The 18578-nt window shown below is 70.1% G+C and carries 15 protein-coding genes; 5 read left to right on the top strand and 10 right to left on the bottom strand.

Annotation, left to right across the window (positions count from 1 at the left end):
- Positions 1 to 41 precede the first annotated feature (41 nt).
- The 9 genes from G3I56_RS12605 to G3I56_RS12645 form a co-directional block, all read right to left on the bottom strand.
- Positions 42 to 2243 (bottom strand): alpha/beta fold hydrolase, encoded by a 2202-nt coding sequence (locus G3I56_RS12605; RefSeq protein WP_164409013.1) that lies wholly within the window; start codon positions 2241 to 2243, stop codon positions 42 to 44.
- Positions 2216 to 4000, bottom strand: coding sequence for an N-acetylglutaminylglutamine amidotransferase (locus G3I56_RS12610; RefSeq protein WP_164409014.1), 1785 nt, complete (start codon positions 3998 to 4000; stop codon positions 2216 to 2218). The genes G3I56_RS12605 and G3I56_RS12610 overlap by 28 nt, the downstream gene beginning before the upstream one ends.
- 72 nt (positions 4001 to 4072) lie before the next feature.
- Positions 4073 to 5260: a glutamate--cysteine ligase gene (locus G3I56_RS12615; protein ID WP_164409163.1), complete on the bottom strand. Its 1188-nt coding sequence runs from the start codon at positions 5258 to 5260 to the stop codon at positions 4073 to 4075.
- 227 nt (positions 5261 to 5487) lie between these two features.
- Positions 5488 to 5943 (bottom strand): DUF4383 domain-containing protein, encoded by a 456-nt coding sequence (locus G3I56_RS12620; protein WP_164409015.1) that lies wholly within the window; start codon positions 5941 to 5943, stop codon positions 5488 to 5490.
- Positions 5944 to 6110: 167 nt separating this feature from the next.
- On the bottom strand, positions 6111 to 7769 hold the full coding sequence (locus G3I56_RS12625) for a catalase (protein WP_164409016.1): 1659 nt from the start codon (positions 7767 to 7769) through the stop codon (positions 6111 to 6113).
- 223 nt (positions 7770 to 7992) lie between these two features.
- Positions 7993 to 9138 carry a DUF6596 domain-containing protein gene (locus tag G3I56_RS12630; RefSeq protein ID WP_164409164.1) on the bottom strand — a complete coding sequence of 382 codons (1146 nt, stop codon included), beginning with the start codon at positions 9136 to 9138 and terminating at the stop codon, positions 7993 to 7995.
- Positions 9139 to 9146: 8 nt separating this feature from the next.
- Positions 9147 to 9554 (bottom strand): YciI family protein, encoded by a 408-nt coding sequence (locus G3I56_RS12635; protein ID WP_164409017.1) that lies wholly within the window; start codon positions 9552 to 9554, stop codon positions 9147 to 9149.
- Positions 9555 to 9739: 185 nt separating this feature from the next.
- On the bottom strand, positions 9740 to 10489 hold the full coding sequence (locus G3I56_RS12640; protein WP_164409018.1) for a hypothetical protein: 750 nt from the start codon (positions 10487 to 10489) through the stop codon (positions 9740 to 9742).
- A 131-nt stretch (positions 10490 to 10620) separates the two neighbouring features.
- Complete coding sequence (locus G3I56_RS12645) at positions 10621 to 11640, bottom strand: LacI family DNA-binding transcriptional regulator (protein WP_164409019.1); 1020 nt, start codon at positions 11638 to 11640, stop codon at positions 10621 to 10623.
- A 215-nt stretch (positions 11641 to 11855) separates the two neighbouring features.
- Here G3I56_RS12645 and G3I56_RS12650 point away from each other — a divergent pair, with 215 nt between their 5' ends.
- The 3 genes from G3I56_RS12650 (at position 11856) to G3I56_RS12660 (ending at position 16006) form a co-directional block, all read left to right on the top strand.
- Positions 11856 to 14555: a cellulosome protein gene (locus tag G3I56_RS12650; RefSeq protein ID WP_164409020.1), complete on the top strand. Its 2700-nt coding sequence runs from the start codon at positions 11856 to 11858 to the stop codon at positions 14553 to 14555.
- A gap of 190 nt (positions 14556 to 14745) precedes the next feature.
- Positions 14746 to 15402 carry an ATP-dependent Clp protease proteolytic subunit gene (locus G3I56_RS12655; protein ID WP_164409021.1) on the top strand — a complete coding sequence of 219 codons (657 nt, stop codon included), beginning with the start codon at positions 14746 to 14748 and terminating at the stop codon, positions 15400 to 15402.
- A gap of 1 nt (position 15403) precedes the next feature.
- Positions 15404 to 16006: an ATP-dependent Clp protease proteolytic subunit gene (locus G3I56_RS12660; RefSeq protein WP_164409022.1), complete on the top strand. Its 603-nt coding sequence runs from the start codon at positions 15404 to 15406 to the stop codon at positions 16004 to 16006.
- Between the two features lie 19 nt (positions 16007 to 16025).
- On the opposite strand, the gene G3I56_RS12665 is transcribed toward G3I56_RS12660, so the two are convergent.
- Positions 16026 to 16433 carry a helix-turn-helix transcriptional regulator gene (locus tag G3I56_RS12665; RefSeq protein WP_164409023.1) on the bottom strand — a complete coding sequence of 136 codons (408 nt, stop codon included), beginning with the start codon at positions 16431 to 16433 and terminating at the stop codon, positions 16026 to 16028.
- Between the two features lie 105 nt (positions 16434 to 16538).
- On the opposite strand from G3I56_RS12665, the gene G3I56_RS12670 reads away from it, so the two are divergent.
- Both G3I56_RS12670 and G3I56_RS12675 read left to right on the top strand, forming a co-directional pair.
- Positions 16539 to 17315 (top strand): class I SAM-dependent methyltransferase, encoded by a 777-nt coding sequence (locus tag G3I56_RS12670; protein ID WP_164409024.1) that lies wholly within the window; start codon positions 16539 to 16541, stop codon positions 17313 to 17315.
- Positions 17316 to 17607: 292 nt separating this feature from the next.
- On the top strand, positions 17608 to 18492 hold the full coding sequence (locus G3I56_RS12675) for an RNA polymerase sigma factor SigF (protein WP_164409025.1): 885 nt from the start codon (positions 17608 to 17610) through the stop codon (positions 18490 to 18492).
- Positions 18493 to 18578 lie beyond the last annotated feature (86 nt).

The following is an 18578-nucleotide window of genomic DNA, read 5'->3' on the forward strand; positions in this document are numbered from 1 at the left end:
AGGGGCGGTACGACCGGTGCCACCGCGCTCGACGCGCAGGGTCAGCCCCTGAGGTGCCGTTCCAGCCAGTCGGCGGCGGCCCTGCGAAAAAGCCGCCGGCTGTCCACGCGCAGGAAGTCGTGGCCCTCGTCCCGCAGGGTGAGGAGTTCGGCGGGGATGCCGCGTTCCCGGGCGGCCCGTACGAACTGTTCGGACTCCCCCGGCGGCACGTTGGTGTCGTGCTCACCGTGGACGGCGAGCAGCGGAACCCGCAGCGCGTCGACGCGGCTCATCGGAGAGAGGGCGTGCAGCAGCGCGCGATCGTGCTCCGGATGGCCGTACTTGTACATGGCAGACTCCGCGATCCATGGCTCCGTACCGGCGAAGAAGGTCAGGAGGTCGGACATACCGCAGACGGCGACCCCGGTGCGGAAGAGTTCCGGATGCCGCACGAGGGAGGCGAACGTCAGATAGCCGCCGTACGAGCGCCCCATGACCGCCAGCCGGGTCGGGTCGGCGGGGCCCGCCGTCACCGCGTGGGCGATGCAGTCCGCGACGTCGTCCATCGCGGCGAAGCGGCCGGTGCCCAGGTCGGCGTCGACGAAGGACCTGCCGTGTCCCGAGGAGCCGCGGACGTCGGGGGCGAAGACGTCCAGGCCTCGTCCGAGCAGCTCGTGGTAGAGCGGGTTGAAGACGGGGCGTTCCTGTTCCTCGGGGCCGCCGTGCAGATGGATCACGCAGGGGGCCGGATCTCCAGGGGCTCGTCCCGGCGCCCTGTAGTACCAGCCGCTCAGGGGCAGCCCGTCCCGTGCCGCGAGGCGCAGGGGCACGGGGCGCACGGGTGGGCGGCCCGGCAGTACCGCGTCCTGGTCGCGGGATGACCATGGGGTGCGCAGCAGGGAGACTCCCTCGTGGGCCCACCACACCCCCGGGCGGCGTTGCGAGCCGGACAGCGCGAGCAGCATGCGGCCCGGGCCGGCGGCCACCACCCGTGTGACGACCTCGTGCGGCAGGGAGACGGGCCTCGGCGGTCCCGCGCTGTCCGGGGCGTGGTGCGCCGGGGAGGTCTCGACGAGTTCGAGCTCCCCGGCGCCCTGCGCGTTCCACACCAGCGCGGCCGTGCGACCGTCGTGGGCCATCGCCAGCAGTTCCAGTTCCTGGTCGTCGCGCTGGAGCACGACCGTCCTCTCGCGTGGCCCGCCGTCGGCGTCGAGAGTGACCGCGAACAGCGCCGCGTACTCCCGGTCGGCGTCGCTGCGCAGCCAGAGCGTCAGCCCGTCCGGGGAGAACCGGCCGATCCACGGATCCCCGTCGGCGACCGGCATCGTGCACGTCGTCACCGAGTCGACCGTGCGCTGTACGACCGCCTCGCGCCGCCCACGCGGCCCCCGGCGCAGCAACGCGAGCGTTCCGTCGCGGCTGAGGTCGCACACGCGCAGGGTGGCGGCATGCGTCTCCGTGGCGAGAAGCACCGGTGACGCCAGACCGTCGGGGTCGATCAGATACGCCGACAGCCCGCCGCCGGGCCGGACAGCCGGCGCCTCCGGTGCCCTGAGGTCGACCGGCGCCGGTGCCGTCCGCTGCCCGGAGTCGTACCGGGCCCCGCCCAGCAGCGTCGCGCGGCCGTCCCGGTCGGCCCAGTCGGTCGGGAGCGGGGCACCGACGGGATCCAGGTGCGCGTGGGCGGTCGCGGTGACGGCGACGGCCGACCCGTCGTGCGTCCAGCACCCCAGGTAGGCGGAGCTTCCCGGGTCGGCTCCGGCCAGGATGCGGCGTCCGGTGCCGTCGGGCCGTACGCACAGCACCCGTGTGTGCTCGCCGCCGCCGGGCGCGGTGGTGTACGCGATCCAGCGGCCGTCCGGTGACCAGGACACCTCCTTGACGGGGTCCGGGGAGGAGTCGAGCAGCCGCACCTCGGAACCGTCCACCGGCCCGGCCCACAACTGCGGGACACCGCCCCGGTCACAGATGAAGGCCGCCTCGGTGCCGTCGGCGGAGGCGGAGGGATACCAACAGCCGTGCGCGTGCAGCCGCGTCACGGCGTCCCGCGGGCCCCCCGCCCCGGGCAACGGCACCGGGACGGGAGCGGCGGCGCAGTCGGGCTCCTGCACGCCCGCCGGCCGGGCGTCCGACAGCAGGGGAGCCAGTGCCGCGAGGCCGGGCGCCCCGGGGTGGGCCGCGGCCGACGGCCGGGCGGTCGCCGCTGCCTCCGGCGCCGGAGTGCCCGCCTCGTGGGTCACTTGATTCCGTGCGTCTGCAGCCATGTCTCCAGCAGCGCCACCTGCCACAGGGCGTTGGCCCCGCGCTTGGTCCGGTGCTCGTCGGGCGCCGCCAGGAGTTCCGCCACGTACGACTCCTGGAACACGCCGCGCTTCTTCGCCTCGGGTGCGTCGAGTGCCTCACGCACCCGGTCCAGGACGGGGCCCGCCATGTGCTTGATGGCCGGGACGGGGAAGTAGCCCTTGGGGCGGTCGACGATCTCCCGGGGCAGGAGCTTCCGGCCGGCCTCCTTCAGTACGCCCTTGCCGCCGTCGGCCAGTTTGAGCTCCGGCGGGCAGGCCGCGGCCAGTTCCACCAGTTCGTGGTCGAGGAACGGCACCCGTGCCTCCAGGCCCCAGGCCATGGTCATGTTGTCGACGCGCTTGACGGGGTCGTCGACGAGCATGACGTGGGTGTCCAGCCGGAGGGCCGCGTCCAGGGCCGTCTCCGCCCCGGGCACGGCCATGTGGTCCCTGACGAAGCGGCCTGCGACGTCGTCGTCGGGGAGCATCTGGGGCTGGAGGATGCGGCTGAGGTCGGCGTGCGGGCGGTCGAAGTACGTCTCGGCGTACCGGTCCGGCTCCTCCTCACGGGTGACCTCCGCCAGCTCCGGGTACCAGTGGTAGCCGGCGAACACCTCGTCCGCGCCCTGGCCGCTCTGTACGACCTTCACCTCCTTCGCCACCTGCTCGGACAGGAGGTAGAAGGCGACCGCGTCGTGGCTGGTCATCGGCTCGCTCATCGCCGCGACGGCTCCGTCCAGGGCCGCCGACACCCGGCCGGAGGGGATCATCAGCCGGTGGTGGTCGGTGCGGAACTCCCGGGCGACCCGGTCCGAGTACGCGAACTCGTCCCCCGCCTCTCCCCCTTCCGCCTCGAACCCGACGCTGAACGTCCGCAGGTCGCGCTGGCCCTCGTCGGCCAGCAACGCGACGACCAGGCTGGAGTCCAGTCCGCCGGAGAGCAGGACACCCACCGGCACGTCGGACACCATCCGACGGCGTACGCCGGTACGCAGCGCCTCCAGCACCGCGTCGCGCCATTCAGCCGGGGCCATGCCGGCGTACTCGGGACGCCGGGTGTAGGACGGCTGCCAGTAGCAGTGGTCGCGCTGGGTGCCGTCCGGTTCGACGACACGCACGGTGGCCGGCGGGAGCTTGCGGACGCCGTTGAGAACGGTGCGCGGCGCCGGCACCGTGGCGTGCCAGCTCAGGTACTGGTGGAGAGCCACCGGATCGAGGGAGGTGTCGACGTCCCCGGCGGCGAGCAGGGCCGGCAGCGTGGAGGCGAACCGCAGCCGGCCCGGCGTCCGCGCCAGGTACAGCGGCTTGATCCCGAGCCGGTCGCGGCCCAGCACCACCCGGCCGGTGCGGTGTTCGACGAGAGCGAAGGCGAACATGCCGTAGAAGCGCTCGACGCAGGCGGTTCCCCACTGCTGGTAGCCCTTCAGCACCACCTCGGTGTCCGACGTCGACTCGAAGCGGTGGCCCAGGGCCTGGAGCTCCTCGCGCAGCTCCTGGTAGTTGTAGACGCAGCCGTTGAAGACACCGGTGATCCCGCCCCGGGCATCGGTCATCGGCTGTGCTCCGAGTTCCGACAGGTCGATGATCTTCAGGCGGCGATGCCCCAGCGCGACCGCGCCCCGCGTCCACGTTCCCTGGCCGTCGGGGCCACGGGCGGCAAGCCGGTCGCTCATACGCTCGACGGCGGCGAGGTCGGGTCGCCGGCCGTCGAAGCGGATCTCCCCAGTCAGGCCGCACATGGCCTACCTCCTTCACGACGGCGGATACACCCCCGGGCCAGGCCGGCCGGCTTCATGACGTTCTCCGCCACGTCAGCGGCCGATGGCCTCCTGCGCGCCGGAGCCGAACGGCGGGCCTGCCGCGTCCGCGCCGGAGTACGGCAGGCCGACGGGGCCGAGCGAGGTCGATCTGTGGTTTCTGCGTTCGCCGCGCGTCTCGGCGATCAACAGGTCGACGCAGGCCAGCAGATCCTCTTCCCTCGCCGTACGGCGGATGCGCTCGGCCGCGCTGCCCTCGGCGAGGGCCTCGTCCGCCAGCACCCTGACGCTGCTCCAGTCGCCGTGGGACTCGAGCGCGGGGCGCAGTCGGGCGAGCAGTTTGCGCACGACCTGCGGCGCGGGCGCTTCCTTGAGCGTCCCGGGGTCCACGAGGGTGCCCTCGAGACCGGATCGGGCGGCCCGCCAGGCGGCGCCGCGCAGCCACTCGTGTCGGCCCTGACAGGGCGGCGCGTCGTCCTGCCCCAGCCGTTCGAGGGCCTCGGTCACCAGTGCGCGGAACAGTCCGGCGATGAGGACGACAGTCTCCGTACGAGGGCAGGCGTCGCAGATCCGCAGTTCCAGGGTCGACAGATGGTCGGAGGGGCGTATGTCGTAATAGATCATCCCGGCGTCGGTGATGATCCCGGCCCGGACCAGGTCACGTACCGAGGCGTCGTACTCGGCCGCGCTCGGGAAGCAGCCGATCGGGCCGGCGGTGGGCCAGCGCTGCCAGAGCATCGTGCGCCAGCTGGCGTAGCCGGTGTCGGAGCCCTGCCAGAACGGTGAGCTGGCGGACAGCGCCAGGAGCACGGGCAGCCAGGGCGAGACCTCGCACATCACCCGTACCGCCGTGTCGCGGTCGGGGATGTCCACGTGGACCTGGGCGCCGCAGATGAGCTGCTCGTCGGCGACCTGACGGTATTCCTCGACCATGTGGTGATAGCGGGCGTCCGCGGTGGGCCGCCCGGTGGAGGGTGGGGCGAGGGGCGCGGTGCCCGCGGCCACCGCGGCGAGGCCCAGCGAGGTGGCGGCCTCGTCGAGCCGCCGTCGCGTCCTGGCGAGGTCGGTGTACAGGTCGTGCAGCGACGCGTGCACTCCGCTGTTCGACTCCACGATGGAGCGGTGCAGCTCACTGGTGAAGGTCTGCTGGGGAAGCCGTCGCAGGACCTGATCGGCACGTGGCACGAGCAGGCCGCTCTCCACCTCCAGAACGTGGAACTCTTCTTCCACTCCGATGCGCATACTCACGGTCACTCCTTGAGGACGCGACGGCTGTGACAAGCACCGGGTTCCCCGGACGCCGACGGATAAGCTCAAATTTGGACCTTCGGCCTGCCATCCTCGCAGATGAGCGCACGACCGCATCTCGTACAGATCGGGCGAGGCGGACGGGGCGAGCAGGAGCTCGGCCCAGCCCATTGTTGATCACCGCACCCAGCGGGGACCTGTCATCCTGGAATCCATGGCGGTCAGCTTTCACCGGCTGTGGAGCGGGCGCGGGTGAACAGCGCGCCCAGGGCGATCATGCCGAGGGCGAGGACGAAGTGGAGCCTGTTGTCGGCCGTGTTCAGCGGCACGAAGTTGGCCGCGCTGTCGTGGCCGACGAACAGGCCGTACAGCCAGAGCAGCAGATAGAGGGCACCGCCGGCCAGCAGGTACGTGCACGCCCCGGAAGCGGTGCGTGCCATGGCCACCCCCGCCACGCCGAAGGCCAGGTGGACGAGGTTGTGCAGGACGGAGACCTGGAAGATCCCGAGCAGTTGGGCGCCGGATTCGTGCGAGGCGAACTTCATCGTGTCGTAGTCCGTGGTGATCCCTGGGACGAATCCGAGGATCCCCACCAGCAGGAACACCACGCCCACCAGCAGTGAGGCCTGTTGTACGGGAGATCGGGAAGTGCTCGAAGTACGCGCGTGCGTGGTCATATGAGCCCGGACCTTCTCTCGGGGTGCCCCGGTGGGCGCCGTTGCGTGCCGGGTACCCCGGGACCAGCACGCAACCCCGGCGGTGTCGGACAACTCCGGGCAGGTGTCCAGAAGTTGTCCGACACCGTCTGCTCCATCGCTGCGAGCGCGACCGACTCCCCCGGGACCTACCGGGTCACGACGTGCCGTTCGTCGGGTACGCAGTGCGTCATGGTGAGGCCCTCGACGTCACGCGGCGGATTCTCGCCCAGGGTGGCGAGCCGCCTGCGGTCCTCGTCGGTCAGGTCCTGGCCCGCCAGTGGCTCCAGGTCCGCCACGTCTTTCCCGCTGATGCCCAGACCCTCGCCGATCCGGCGGCCGAGGTCGTTCTCGGCGAGCAGGAAGTGCCACACCATGCGTTCCTGTACCGACCGGTCGCACTGCGTGAGTGCTGCGGTGAGATTCCTGACCAGGTCGTCGCGCTCCCACTCCTCCATCAGCAGATACCGCTGACCGGCCTGCAGGTAGTCGTTGGTGCGGGGGATGCGCTTGCGTGTCAGCCTGCCGTGGATCTCGGGGCCCTGTTCGTCGTGCGTGGGGTGCTGTGCCTCGCGCAGCCCGCCGGTGATCGACGGCTCGTAGTTGACACTCGGGTTCTCGCCTCCGCCGTCCTGGTGGTAGGCCATCTGACCGTCGCGCTGGTTGGTGTGCACCTCGGCGTTCTTGGCCTGGTTGACGGGCAGTTGGAGGTAGTTGGGTCCTACCCGGTAGCGCTGGGTGTCGCTGTAGGAGAAGGTGCGGCCGACCAGCATCTTGTCGTCGGAGAAGTCCAGGCCGTCGACGAGCACACCGGTTCCGAAGGAGATCTGCTCGTTCTCCGCGAAGAAGTTCTCAGGCATGCGGTCGAGCACCATCCGGCCGACCGGCCGGGGCGGGAACTCCTGCTCCGGCCATGTCTTGGTGTCGTCGAGCGGGTCGAAGTCCAGCTCCGGGTGATCGTCATCGTCCATCATCTGTACGGCGAGTTCCCACTCCGGGAAGTCGCCGCGGGCCACCGCCTCGTAGAGGTCCTTGGTCGCATGGCCGAGCGTCTCGGCCTGGACGTTCGCGGCGTCCTCCTCGGTCATGCTGCGCACGCCCTGCTTGGGCAGCCAGTGGTACTTCACCAGCACGGTGCGGCCCTCGTCGTTGACCCACTTGTAGGTGTTGACGCCGAAGCCCTGCATGTGGCGGTAGTCCGCCGGGATACCGCGCGGGCTGAACAGGTTGACCAGCATGTGCATCGCCTCGGGCGTCTGCGACATGAAGTCGAAGATGCGCCGCGGCTGTTGCTCGAAGGTCACCGGGTCGGGCTTGAGGGCGTGGATGACGTCCGGGAACTTGATCGCGTCACGGATGAAGAAGACGCCCAGGTTGTTGCCGACCAGGTCCCAGTTGCCGTCCTCCGTGTAGAACTTCACCGCGAAACCCCGGGGGTCACGTGCGGCCTCGGAGGAGTCCCGGCCCCCGATCACGGTGGAGAAGCGGACGGCCAGATCGGTGCGCCTGCCCGGCTCCTGGAAGAGCTTGGCGCGCGTGTACCGGTTGATCGGCTCGTCGCCCCAGCTGCCGTAGGCCTCGAAATAGCCGTACGCCAGGACGCCGCGCGCGTGCACGACACGCTCCGGGATGCGCTCCCGGTCGAAGTGGCTGATCTTCTCCAGGAACTGGTAGTTCTCCAGGGTGGCGGGGCCCCGGGCGCCGACCGTGCGCTGGTTCTGGTTGTCGTGGACCGGGTGGCCCTGCCGATTGGTGAGCGCCTTCCGGTCGTCACCGTGAGCTGGGCCGGTGCTGGACACGTCCGTCATGATCATGGGCTCCTTCTGGCTCGTCCCCACGTTCGCCGGTAGGGGGTGGGGCTGACGGGTACCCGAGAGCACCGCGGAGTCACCTCGATCGGTGATCTCATGCGGAACGTCCAGCGGTGACGGCCACCGATGTGACTCGAAGTAATGAACTGATGCAGGTGTCAGTGCCCTGCGAACAGTTACGGGATCCGACAGGAACGAGCATCAGCGGGGCGATGCCCCTTCAGCGGCTCCGGCAGGCGTTGAGCCGGGCGACCTGGCGGGTCAGGTGGTCGCGTTCGGCGAGGTTGGGTGCCTTCCGGGCCGCTTCGGCGTAGAGCCGTGCCGCTGTCGGCAGGTCGCCGTCGCGCTCGTGGAGGTACGCCGCCACCGCGGTGTGGCGGGGCAGAGAGTTGTCGAGCGCCGCGAGTGCCGCCAGGCCGGCGCGCGGTCCGTCGGCCTCGCCGACGGCCACCGCGCGGTTGAGGCGGACGACGGGACTGTCGGTCAGACGTGCGAGTTCGTCGTACCACTCGACGATCTGTACCCAGTCGGTCTCCTCGGCGGTGAGGGCATCGGCGTGGAGGGCGGCGATGGCGGCCTGGGCCTGGAACTCGCCCAGCCGGTCGCGGGCGAGGGCCGCCTGCAGGATCTTGACGCCCTCGGCGATCGACGCGGTGTCCCATCGGCCGCGGTCCTGCTCGGCGAGCGGCACCAGGCTCCCGTCGGGCGCGGTACGGGCCGCACGCCGGGCGTGATGGAGCAGCATGAGGGCGAGGAGCCCCGCCACCTCGGGGTGGTCGACCTGAGCGGCGAGCTGCCGGGTGAGCCGGATGGCCTCGGCGGCGAGGTCGACGTCGCCGGAGTAGCCCTCGTTGAAGACCAGGTAGAGGACGCGCAGGACGGTGGCGACGTCGCCGGGCTGGTCGAACCGTATGCCGGAGACGGTGCGCTTGGCCCGGCTGATGCGCTGGGCCATGGTCGCCTCGGGCACCAGGTAGGCCTGGGCGATCTGGCGGGTGGTCAGCCCGCCGACGGCACGCAGCGTGAGCGCGACCGCGGACGAGGGTGTCAGTGACGGGTGGGCGCACAGGAAGTAGAGCTGGAGGGTGTCGTCCGTCGCGGGCGTGGTTCCGGGCGCCGGTTCCTCGTCGAGGCGGTCCTCACGCCGGCGGCGGGCGGTGTCGGCGCGGGTGGCATCGAGAAACCGGCGCCACGCCACGGTGACCAGCCAGCCCTTGGCGTCCCGCGGCGGGTCGGCCGGCCAGACGCGGACCGCCTCGACCAGCGCGTCCTGGACTGCGTCCTCCGCCGCCGCGAAGTCGGCTCCGCGGCGGACGAGGACGGCGAGCACGCTCGGCGTGAGGCTCCGGAGCAGTGCCTCGTTCATCTCAGGGGTCACTCCGTGATGGTGGGCGGCGCGGCCATGATCGGGCGCAGCTCCAGCCACTCGTGGATCGGCTTCCCACCCGCCCCGGGGGCGGCCGACAGCTCTCCGGCCAGCTCGACGGCGCGCTCGTAGCTGTCGACGTCGATCACCATCCAGCCCGCGATGAGATCCTTGGTCTCGGCGAACGGGCCGTCGGTGATCGGCGGGCGGCCCTCACCGTCGTACTGGACGAAGGTTCCCTCGGGGGCGAGCCCCTGGGCGTCGACGAACTCGCCGGTCTTCTCGAGCCGGGCGGCGAAGTCGGTCATGTACTGCATGTGGTCCGAGATCTCCTGCGGCGTCCACTGGTCCATGGGGACGCAGTTGACCGGAGCCGGGGCACCGCGGTAGTGCTTGAGCAGCAGGTACTTGGCCATCGTGGTTCTCCTCGGTGCTGGAACGACCCATTGTGGTCGCCTTCACCACGGGGACGGAGCCAGGCACGGGTTCTCGACATCGCCGCTCGGATTCTTCTTGTTTTTCTCCGTACGACGATGTCGAGGTCACGGGTTGACGCCGTCCCCGGCGTAGAGGTACGCACCGGGGCGGGCGGGGTCGGCGATCAGCAGTACCTGGTCGCCGGGGCGGGTACGCGCTCGATCCCCGGATCCCCGGTTTCCGGGCCGACTCTCCGCTCGGCTCCGTCCTGGGACCGCCCGGATCGGACCCGGAGCTGCTGTCCTTCGTGCAGCGGCGCCTCGACGCGGGCGCCGTCGTGCCGTCCGTCGCCACCCCCGCGGAGGCGTTGCGCCGCACCGACCTGGACCGGGACTGGCTGAGCGCGGTGCTCCGCAAGGGGGCCCGCAGACTCCCGTACGTCGGGCATGTGAGCGGCGCGCCGGTCGAGGGCGGTCAGAGCGAGGACGGGGCGCTCCACCTGTGCTGCGGTCAGGGAACCGCCGGCCTGGCCGAACCGGTGCGCGGCCATCACCCGTTGTCGGCCAAGGACCTCCTGCTGGGCACGCATCCCCTGCGTGTGGACGGCGAGCCGGGGGCCCGGCCCTGGCCCGCGCCGCCGCGTGCTGCCCTCATCGGATGCGAGAGCGGCGGCGATCTCCGCTTCGCCGAGTCGTTCGGCCTCACGACAGCGATGATCCACAACAGCGCCGAGCTCGTCACCGCCACCCGCTGGGTGCTGCCGACCAGCTTCGCCTTCCACCAACTGGCCGGCCTGCCCGAGTCCGTACGCCCGCTGACGGAAGCGGTCGTCGCCGTCGACACCGCCCATGAACATCCCGACCCAGTGGCCCGGCTCGGGCGCCGGCAGCGCGAGCGCCTCGACCGCTGGCAGGCCGACGGCCGAATCGAGCACTCGCCCCTCCTGTGGGCGGCCCTCCCTGTGGGCGGCCCTCACATCCATCACCGTCTGACCTCGTCACCGCGTCTCTTCACCGCCGGAGGACTCAAAGCACGAGTGCCCTCAAGGCGTGGAGGGACGAGCTGTCAGCCGTTGGCCGTGGGCGCCGGCCCGGTGCTGGCACGCAGGGAGATGGGCGGTGCGAAGAGGTGGTGGCGTGGCACCGCGTCAGGGTGGTCGAGCCGCTCGACGAGCAGTTCGACGGCGAGCCGGCCCAACTGCTCGGCCGGTACGTCCGCCGCGGTCAGCTGCGGGGTCACGGTCTCCGCCCAGCGGCCCGCCACGACCCCGGTGACGGAGAAGTCGCGCGGCACATGGCGTCCCGCCACGGCCAGGCCGCGATAGAGGCCGCCGAGCGCGGCCTCGTTCAGGGTGACCAGCGCCGTGGTGTCCGGGTCCTCGCGGAGAATTCGCTCCAGGCACTCCTGCCCGGCGGGAGCGTCGTCGCCGCAGCAGTACGTCCGTACGGTGAGCCCGCGCTCGGCGGCGGCCTTGGTGAACCCGTCGAGGCCACGGTGCGCCGACTCGTAGCCTGCCCGCAGCAGGTGCTCGGGCCGGTTGACGAAGGCGATCCGGCGGTGTCCCAGGTCGGCGAGATGGTTGACGCAGGCCGCAGCCAGTGCGGTGTGGTCGAGACCGACCCACCAGTCCCGGTCCGAGCGTGCCGTGCGGCCGATGCAGACGGCGGGGAAGTTCTCCTCGCCCAGGTGGTCGACCCGGTCGTCCTGGAGCCTGATCTCCATGAGGATCGCGCCGTCGACCCGCCGCTCGCCCAGCAGCCGCTGGAACGAGCGGTCGCTGTCCACACCGCTCGGGGAGAGCAGCACGTCGTAGTCGTACGTCGCCGCGGCCTCCACCACGCTGCCGATGAAGTCGAGCTGCATGCCGGTGTAGTGGTTCCCGGCCGGCGGGAAGACCAGACCGATGGTGCTGGTCCGGCCGTTGGCCAGGGCGCGCGCACTCGCGTTGGGCCGGTAGCCCAGCTCGTCGATCACCTGCTGGATCCTGCGCCTGGTCTCCTCCGACACGGAGCGTTTGCCGCTCAGCGCGTAGGACACGGTGCTCCGCGAGACACCGGCCCGCTTCGCGATCTCACCGATGTTCACGCCACTCCTTCGTCGAACCGGTTCGCGTGCAGGCAAGTTAGGAGCGGAGCCGGCCGATGTCAATGGCCGGCACAGACTACGCACCCATGTCGCCCTATCCGCGTTGAGGGTATTGCTCACCCTATTGCTCACCGCTTTGGGGCGGTGCTAGCTTCCGGCACGCATTCTTCGAACCGGTTCGACACTTCCCTGACGGATCACCTCACGGAGCCTCAGTGCGACGCACCCGCAGCAGAACCACAGCCGGCGCCACCGCCGTCACCGCCCTCGCCGCCCTGCTCGCCGTACCCGCCACCGGCGGCACGGCCCGCGCGGCGGAACCCGAACAGCTCACCATCGATCTCGGCACCGACACCGGCGCCTTCCACGGCGGCGCCTCCGGCTCGCTCTACGGCGTCTACGGCGACGGCGTGCCCAGCCGCAACATCCTGGAGGGCATGCACGTCCGTACGGTGTCGACGAAGGCGCAGGACGGGCCCCAGCACCCGGGCGCGGACGCCCTGGAGATGCTGCCGCCGTTCGTGGACTCGGGCGGCAAGGACGTCTACGTCTACATGACCGACATCTACCGCGGTTTCCCCTACCAGTGGCCGGGTTCGGACGGTCCGGCGCGGCTCGCCGACTTCAAGGAGAAGATCAGGAAGCAGGTCCAGCAGGTCCTGACCCTGGACAACACGTACAAGGACCATGTCGTCTACGTCCCCTTCAACGAGCCCGAAGGGAACATGTTCGGCACCGGCGAGTGGAGCTACAACAAGGTCTCCTGGCTGAACGACCCGCAGTACTACTTCTCGGCCTGGAAGGAGGTCTACCACCTCATCAAGGGCCTCGACCCGGACGCCCGTATCGCGGGCCCCAACACCAGCGTCCTCTACGACCAGGTCAGGGGTTTCCTGCAGTACGCCAAGGCCAATGACGTCGTGCCGGACGTGATGACCTGGCACGAGCTGTCGTCGCCCGCCGCGGTCCGCACCAACGTGGCGAAGTACCGGCAGATGGAGAAGGACGTCGGGGTCGGCCCGCTGCCGGTCAACGTGAACGAGTACGGCCACAACTACCACCTCTCCGTGCCCGGTCAGGTCGTGCAGTGGGTCTCCGCGATCGAGGAGTCGAAGATCGACGCGGACCTCGCGTACTGGAACATCGACGGCAACCTCAACGACTCGGCGGTGGAGGCCAACAAGGGCAACGGCCAGTGGTGGCTGTTCAACGCCTACGGGCAGATGTCCGGTCACACGGTCGAGGTGACCGCCCCGCGTCCCAACCAGCAGTACACCCTCCAGGGCGTCGCCACCCTCGACGAGGACAAGAAGCAGTCCCGGGCGATCTTCGGCGGCAAGGGCGGTGACGCGGACGTCGTCTTCCGGAACATCGACCCCGCGCTGTTCGGCAAGGCCGTGCACGCCACCGTGCAGGAGATCCCCTGGACCGGGCAGGTCGGCGACTCGGCCCAGCCTCTGCGACTGGCCGACCGGGAGCTGGCGGTCGGTGCGGACGGCGCCGTCACCCTGCCCATGACGGGCATGAACGAGATGTCCGCCTACCAGATCATCCTCTCCCCCGGCGGCCACGGCGCGTTGCCGGCCGAGCCCTCGGTGAGCTGGCGCAGGACGTACGAGGCGGAGAACGCCACCTACACGGGCGGCGGTTACTCGAAGAACGGCCCCGAGGGCACGCCCTCCAACGTCGGCGGGTTCGCCACCTCGGGGACCTACAACGTCGGCGGCCTGCGCACCGGTTCGGACGGGGTCCTCGGCTTCGACGTGGACGTCCCGCAGGACGGCACGTACGACCTGAGCGTGTTCGCCAACTCCTACAACCTGTACGACCTGGTGAAGGAGCAGGGCCCCACCAACGTCTTTCTGCGTGTCGACGGCGCCGATCCGCAGGAACTCAGCCTGCCGCTCGGTTACAAGTGGGTGGTCTGGGGCCACACCGACACCACGGTGAAGCTCACCGCCGGAAAGCACCGCATCACACTGGCCGCCAAGGACCCCGACCTGGGTGTCACCAAGGGCGACGCCATCATCGACAAGGTCGACCTGTCACTGAGGGACGCGCACGTGACGGCACCGGCGGTCTACGAGGCCGAGTACGCCACCCTCGCCGGGACGCGGCCCGTCTACACCCGCCCCGGCGCCTCGGGTCCCGGCGCGGTGCCGCTGGCCAAGGGTGACTCCGCGACCTTCTGGGTCCACTCCCCCGCCGACGGCGAATCAACCGTGTACGTCGACCACTTGGGCGGCGGCCGGGCCAGTCTCTCCCTCAACGGCGAGAAACTCGACGTACCCAAGGCCGGGGGTGACAGGAAGGGCAGCGACCGGGTGCGGGTGTTCCTGTCCGGCGGCATCAACAAGATCACCGTCACCGGTGTCTCACGAACGCTGCTCCTCGACCGGCTGCGGGTCACCCGGTCCAGCGGCACCCTGACGACCAAGGTCTACCAGGCGGAGGACGGCCGGCTGACCGGCGCCGCCAAGGTGACCGACGCCTACACCTTCGCCTCGGGCGGCAGGGCGGTCACCGACATCGGCGACGGCCGGGCCAACGCCCTCACCGTCGACGTCGTCGCCGACAGAGCAGGTAGGCACGCCGTGACCATCCGCTACTCCAACGCCGAACAGCCGCCCGCCACGCACTACAACCCCGACCCGATCGCCCGGCACGCCGACCTTTCCGTCAATGGCGGACCGGCCCGCCGGGTGCTGTTCCCGACGACCTTCCACTTCAACAACTTCTGGGAACTGACCGTCCCCCTCACCCTGAAGAAGGGCACCAACCGGCTCACCTTCACCGCCGAGGAACTGCCCGACTTCAACGGCGACACCTACAACCAGTACGACCAGCGATCCCCGTACGCACCGGTCATCGACCGCGTTGCCGTCACTCCCCTCGCGGAGATGCGGCCGGCATGACAGCCCGGCCCGGGCCTTCCTCGGCCCGGGCCCTCTGCCGTCAGCGAATCTGCTGCGGGCCGAGAAACCGGCCGCCCGCGTCGAGTCGGACCGAGAGTGGGAAGCGCGGAGCCATCCGCCGCACGAGATCCACGACCCACCACCCACGACTCAACGACTCGACGACTCGACGACTCGACGAGGAGCCCCGATGTCCCTGCTCACCTCCGCCGGTCCCTGGCCGGCGCTGCTGCCCCGAGCCGAGGAGGGCGAGACCCCGCCCTCCCGGTTCGACGACCATCTCGCCGCCCAACTGCTCGGCCAGCGCATCGTGTTCCTCGGTACGCAGGTCGACGAGGTGTCGGCGAACCGGATCTGCGCCCAGCTGCTCCTGCTGTCCGCGGAGGACCCGCGCACCGACATCAGCCTGTACATCAACAGCCCCGGCGGCTCGGTGACGGCGGGCCTCGCCATCTACGACACCATGCAGCTGATCCCGAACGACGTGTCCACGCTCACCATGGGATTCGCGGCCAGCATGGGCCAGTTCCTGCTCAGCGTGGGCACGCCGGGCAAGCGGTACGCGCTGCCGAACGCGCGGATCATGATGCACCAGCCCTCGGCCGGCATCGGCGGCACCACCTCCGACATCGAGATCCAGGCGGAGAACCTGGAGTTCACGAAGCGGACCGTCGAGCGGATCACCGCCCAGCACACCGGTCAGAGCGAGGAAACCATCTCGCGGGACGGCGACCGCGACCGCTGGTTCACGGCTGAACAGGCCAAGGAGTACGGCATGGTTGACCAGGTCGTCGGCTCGCTGGCCGACGTACGCCCCGCCGCCTCACGACGACGGATGGGGCTCTGACATGGGGACTTACACGATTCCGAACGTCGTCGAGCGCACCCCGCAGGGCGAGCGGTCGTACGACGTGTTCAGCCGGCTGCTGTCCGAGCGGATCATCTTCCTCGGCACCGAGATCGACGACGGGGTGGCCAACGTCGTGATCGCGCAACTCCTGCATCTGGAGTCGTCGTCACCGGAGCAGGAGATCGCGATCTACATCAACTCGCCCGGCGGCTCGTTCACTTCGCTCATGGCGATCTACGACACCATGACCTACGTACAGGCGCCGATCTCGACGTTCTGCGTCGGCCAGGCGGCCTCGACGGCGGCGGTGCTGCTGGCCGGGGGTGATCCCGGGCGCCGGTTCGTCCTCGAACACGCGCGGGTGCTGCTGGGCCAGCCGGCGAGCAGCGGTCACCGGGGCATGGTCTCGGACCTGGCCGTCCAGGCCAGGGAGATGGTCCGCATCCGCGCGCAGGTCGAGGAGGTGCTCTCCCGCCACACGCACCACGACGTGACGACACTGCGCGCGGACATGGACCGCGACAAGGTGTTCACCGCCGCGGAGGCGGTGGCGTACGGCCTGGCCGACGAGGTGGTGAGCCGACGCCTCACCGGCGTGTGACAGGCCCGGATCCGGCCTGCTAGGCGACCAGGCAGAGCCCGTTGTACGGCGCGGAGGTCGTCGTACGCGCGCGGGTACGGCTTCGGGCGTGCCGCGTCAGCTCGCTCTGAGCCAGGGACAGCAGGTCTCCCAGGCCCAGGCCGAGTGCCCCGGCGGCTGCCGCGAGGACCTCCGAGGAGGCTTCCTTGCGGCCCCGCTCCAGCTCGGACAGGTACGGCATGGAGATCCTGGCCGAGTCCGCCACATCCTTGAGGGTGCGTTCCTGGGCGAGCCGTTCGCGGCGCAGGACGTCGCCGACCAGGTCGCGGAAGAGCGGTTCCCTGGGCGCGGGCCGCTCCGGGGTCACCGGGACGGCGGGAGCCGGTGCGGGCGCGGTCCTGGGACGCAGCGGGATCACGCGGGCCTCGTTGGGCGCTTGATTGCTCACCCCCTCAGCCTAAAAGCCGTCGCTTCGGAGGGAAGGGGTCGGCATTCTGCCCTGGGTGGAATCACCACAGCAGGCAGAACAGAGTGAACAGTTCGAGGGGCGAACATGCTGCGTGACACATTCGACGAGGCGGCGGAACTGTACGACCGGGCCCGCCCCCGCTATCCCCGGGCCCTGGTGGACGACCTGGCCCGCGCGGCCGGCCTCGGCCCGGGCAGCCGCGTCCTGGAGATCGCCCCGGGTACGGGCCAGCTCAGCGTCCCGCTGGCCGCAACGGGATGCCGGCTCACGGCCGTCGAGCTGGGCCCGTCCCTCGCGGCCGTGACCCGGCACAACCTGCGGGCGTTTCCGTCGGCGGAGGTGACGGTCGCCGACTTCGAGCACTGGCCGCTGCCGCCCGAACCGTTCGATCTGGCCGCCTGCGCGACCGCGTTCCACTGGCTCGACCCGGCGGTACGGCTGCCCAGGATCGCTCAGGCACTCCGGCCGGGCGGGCTGCTCGCGCTCGTCACCACGCACCATGTCAAGGGCGGTACCGTCGACTTCTTCGAACGCGTACAACGGTGCTACGAGCAGTGGGACCCGGCCACGCCGCCCAGACTGCGGCACGTCGACGAGGCCGACACGTCGACGGACACCGGGGAGTTGGACCGGTCCGAGCACTTCGACGGGGTCACGGTCCGGCGCCATGCCCAGGACATCGCGTACTCCGTCGACGAGTACATCGACGTCCTGCTCACCTACTCCAACCACCGCGCGCTGGACGCACCCTCGCGCCACGGCCTGCTCACCGGCATCCGGGACCTGATCGAGACGCGGTACGACGGCCGGATCACCAAGCGCTACCTGTATGAGCTGATCATGGCCACTCGGGTCCCCTGAGCCGGTCACAAAGCTCTCCCCGCCGACATCACTACGCTGATCATCGGAGCAGAGTAGACAGCAGTTGTCCCATGGTATCTACGTCAGCACCGCGACCGGCCCCTCGATCCTTACCGCCAGGTCAGCCCCTGCGGTCGGCGGGCTTTCCGCACCTCGCGTCCACCGATCTCTTGCAGAGAGCAATATTTGTTGCATGGCCCGAGCCGGACCGGGTACACGCAGTCAGGAACCGTTCCATCGTCCGTAGCTCGTAGCTCGCAGCTCAATTTTTTCGTGGGAGAGGTAACAGGTAATGGACACCGCCATGATCCGGTCGAAGGCAGAGGTCGCAGTGGACACCGCCGGAGCCAGGACGGGTGACGCCCTGCCCGGAATCCTGGAACCGCGAAAGGTGGCCCCTCGTGACGCGCGGGAGCTGTCCCGCCAGTTCTTCAGGCGTATGAACGAACTCGAAGAGGGCACGCACGAGCACCAGTACGCGCGCAACACCCTCATTGAGATGAACATGTCGCTCGTGCGATTCGCCGCGGGGCGTTTCCGGGGTCGCGGCGACGACATGGAGGACATCGTCCAGGTCGGGATGATCGGCCTGATCAAGGCCATCGACCGGTTCGAGCTGTCCCGCGAGGTGGAGTTCACGTCGTTCGCGGTACCGTACATCGTCGGGGAGATCAAGCGGTTCTTCCGCGACACGACATGGGCCGTGCACGTCCCGCGCCGCCTCCAGGAGCTGCGCGTCGAGCTGGCCAAGGCCCGCGAGGAACTGTCGAGCAGGCTGGACCGCGATCCGACGGTCGCCGAACTCGCCACGCTGATGAACCTGTCCGAGCAACAGGTGGTCGAGGGCCAGATCGCCTCCAACGGTTACAACTCCGCCTCCCTCGACGCCGCGTTGACCGGTGACGGGGCCGACGACGGCGAGGCTGTGCTGGCCGACTTCATCGGGGTCGAGGAGCACGGGATGCGGCTGGTCGAGGACTTCCAGTCGCTCGCGCCGCTGCTCGCCGAACTCAGCGACCGGGACCGGGAGATCATCCATCTGCGCTTCGTCGAGGAATCGACCCAGGCGGAGATCGGTGAGCTGCTCGGCTGCTCGCAGATGCATGTCTCGCGCCTGATCAAGCGCATCATCACGCAGCTGCGCGAGGGCATGCTCGGCGAGCTGGACTACGCCTGACCCGCCGGTTGACCGGACCGACCGGTGGGCCGAGACCAGTAGGTCTGGTCTCGGCCCACCGGTCGGTCCGGTCACTGGCCTCTCCG

The sequence above is a fragment of the Streptomyces sp. SID12488 genome, from assembly GCF_010548275.1.
Lineage (GTDB): Bacteria > Actinomycetota > Actinomycetes > Streptomycetales > Streptomycetaceae > Streptomyces.

Bases quoted from the DNA above. Each gene is read 5' to 3' on its own strand.
- G3I56_RS12670 (WP_164409024.1), top strand. From the start codon at position 16,539: ATGCTGCGTGACACATTCGACGAGGCGGCGGAACTGTACGACCGGGCC.
- G3I56_RS12630 (WP_164409164.1), bottom strand. From the start codon at position 9,138: ATGAACGAGGCACTGCTCCGGAGCCTCACGCCGAGCGTGCTCGCCGTC.
- G3I56_RS12635 (WP_164409017.1), bottom strand. From the start codon at position 9,554: ATGGCCAAGTACCTGCTGCTCAAGCACTACCGCGGTGCCCCGGCTCCG.
- G3I56_RS12655 (WP_164409021.1), top strand. From the start codon at position 14,746: ATGTCCCTGCTCACCTCCGCCGGTCCCTGGCCGGCGCTGCTGCCCCGA.
- G3I56_RS12625 (WP_164409016.1), bottom strand. From the start codon at position 7,769: ATGACGGACGTGTCCAGCACCGGCCCAGCTCACGGTGACGACCGGAAG.
- G3I56_RS12675 (WP_164409025.1), top strand. From the start codon at position 17,608: ATGGACACCGCCATGATCCGGTCGAAGGCAGAGGTCGCAGTGGACACC.
- G3I56_RS12605 (WP_164409013.1), bottom strand. From the start codon at position 2,243: ATGGCTGCAGACGCACGGAATCAAGTGACCCACGAGGCGGGCACTCCG.
- G3I56_RS12615 (WP_164409163.1), bottom strand. From the start codon at position 5,260: ATGCGCATCGGAGTGGAAGAAGAGTTCCACGTTCTGGAGGTGGAGAGC.
- G3I56_RS12620 (WP_164409015.1), bottom strand. From the start codon at position 5,943: ATGACCACGCACGCGCGTACTTCGAGCACTTCCCGATCTCCCGTACAA.
- G3I56_RS12610 (WP_164409014.1), bottom strand. From the start codon at position 4,000: ATGTGCGGCCTGACTGGGGAGATCCGCTTCGACGGCCGGCGACCCGAC.
- G3I56_RS12660 (WP_164409022.1), top strand. From the start codon at position 15,404: ATGGGGACTTACACGATTCCGAACGTCGTCGAGCGCACCCCGCAGGGC.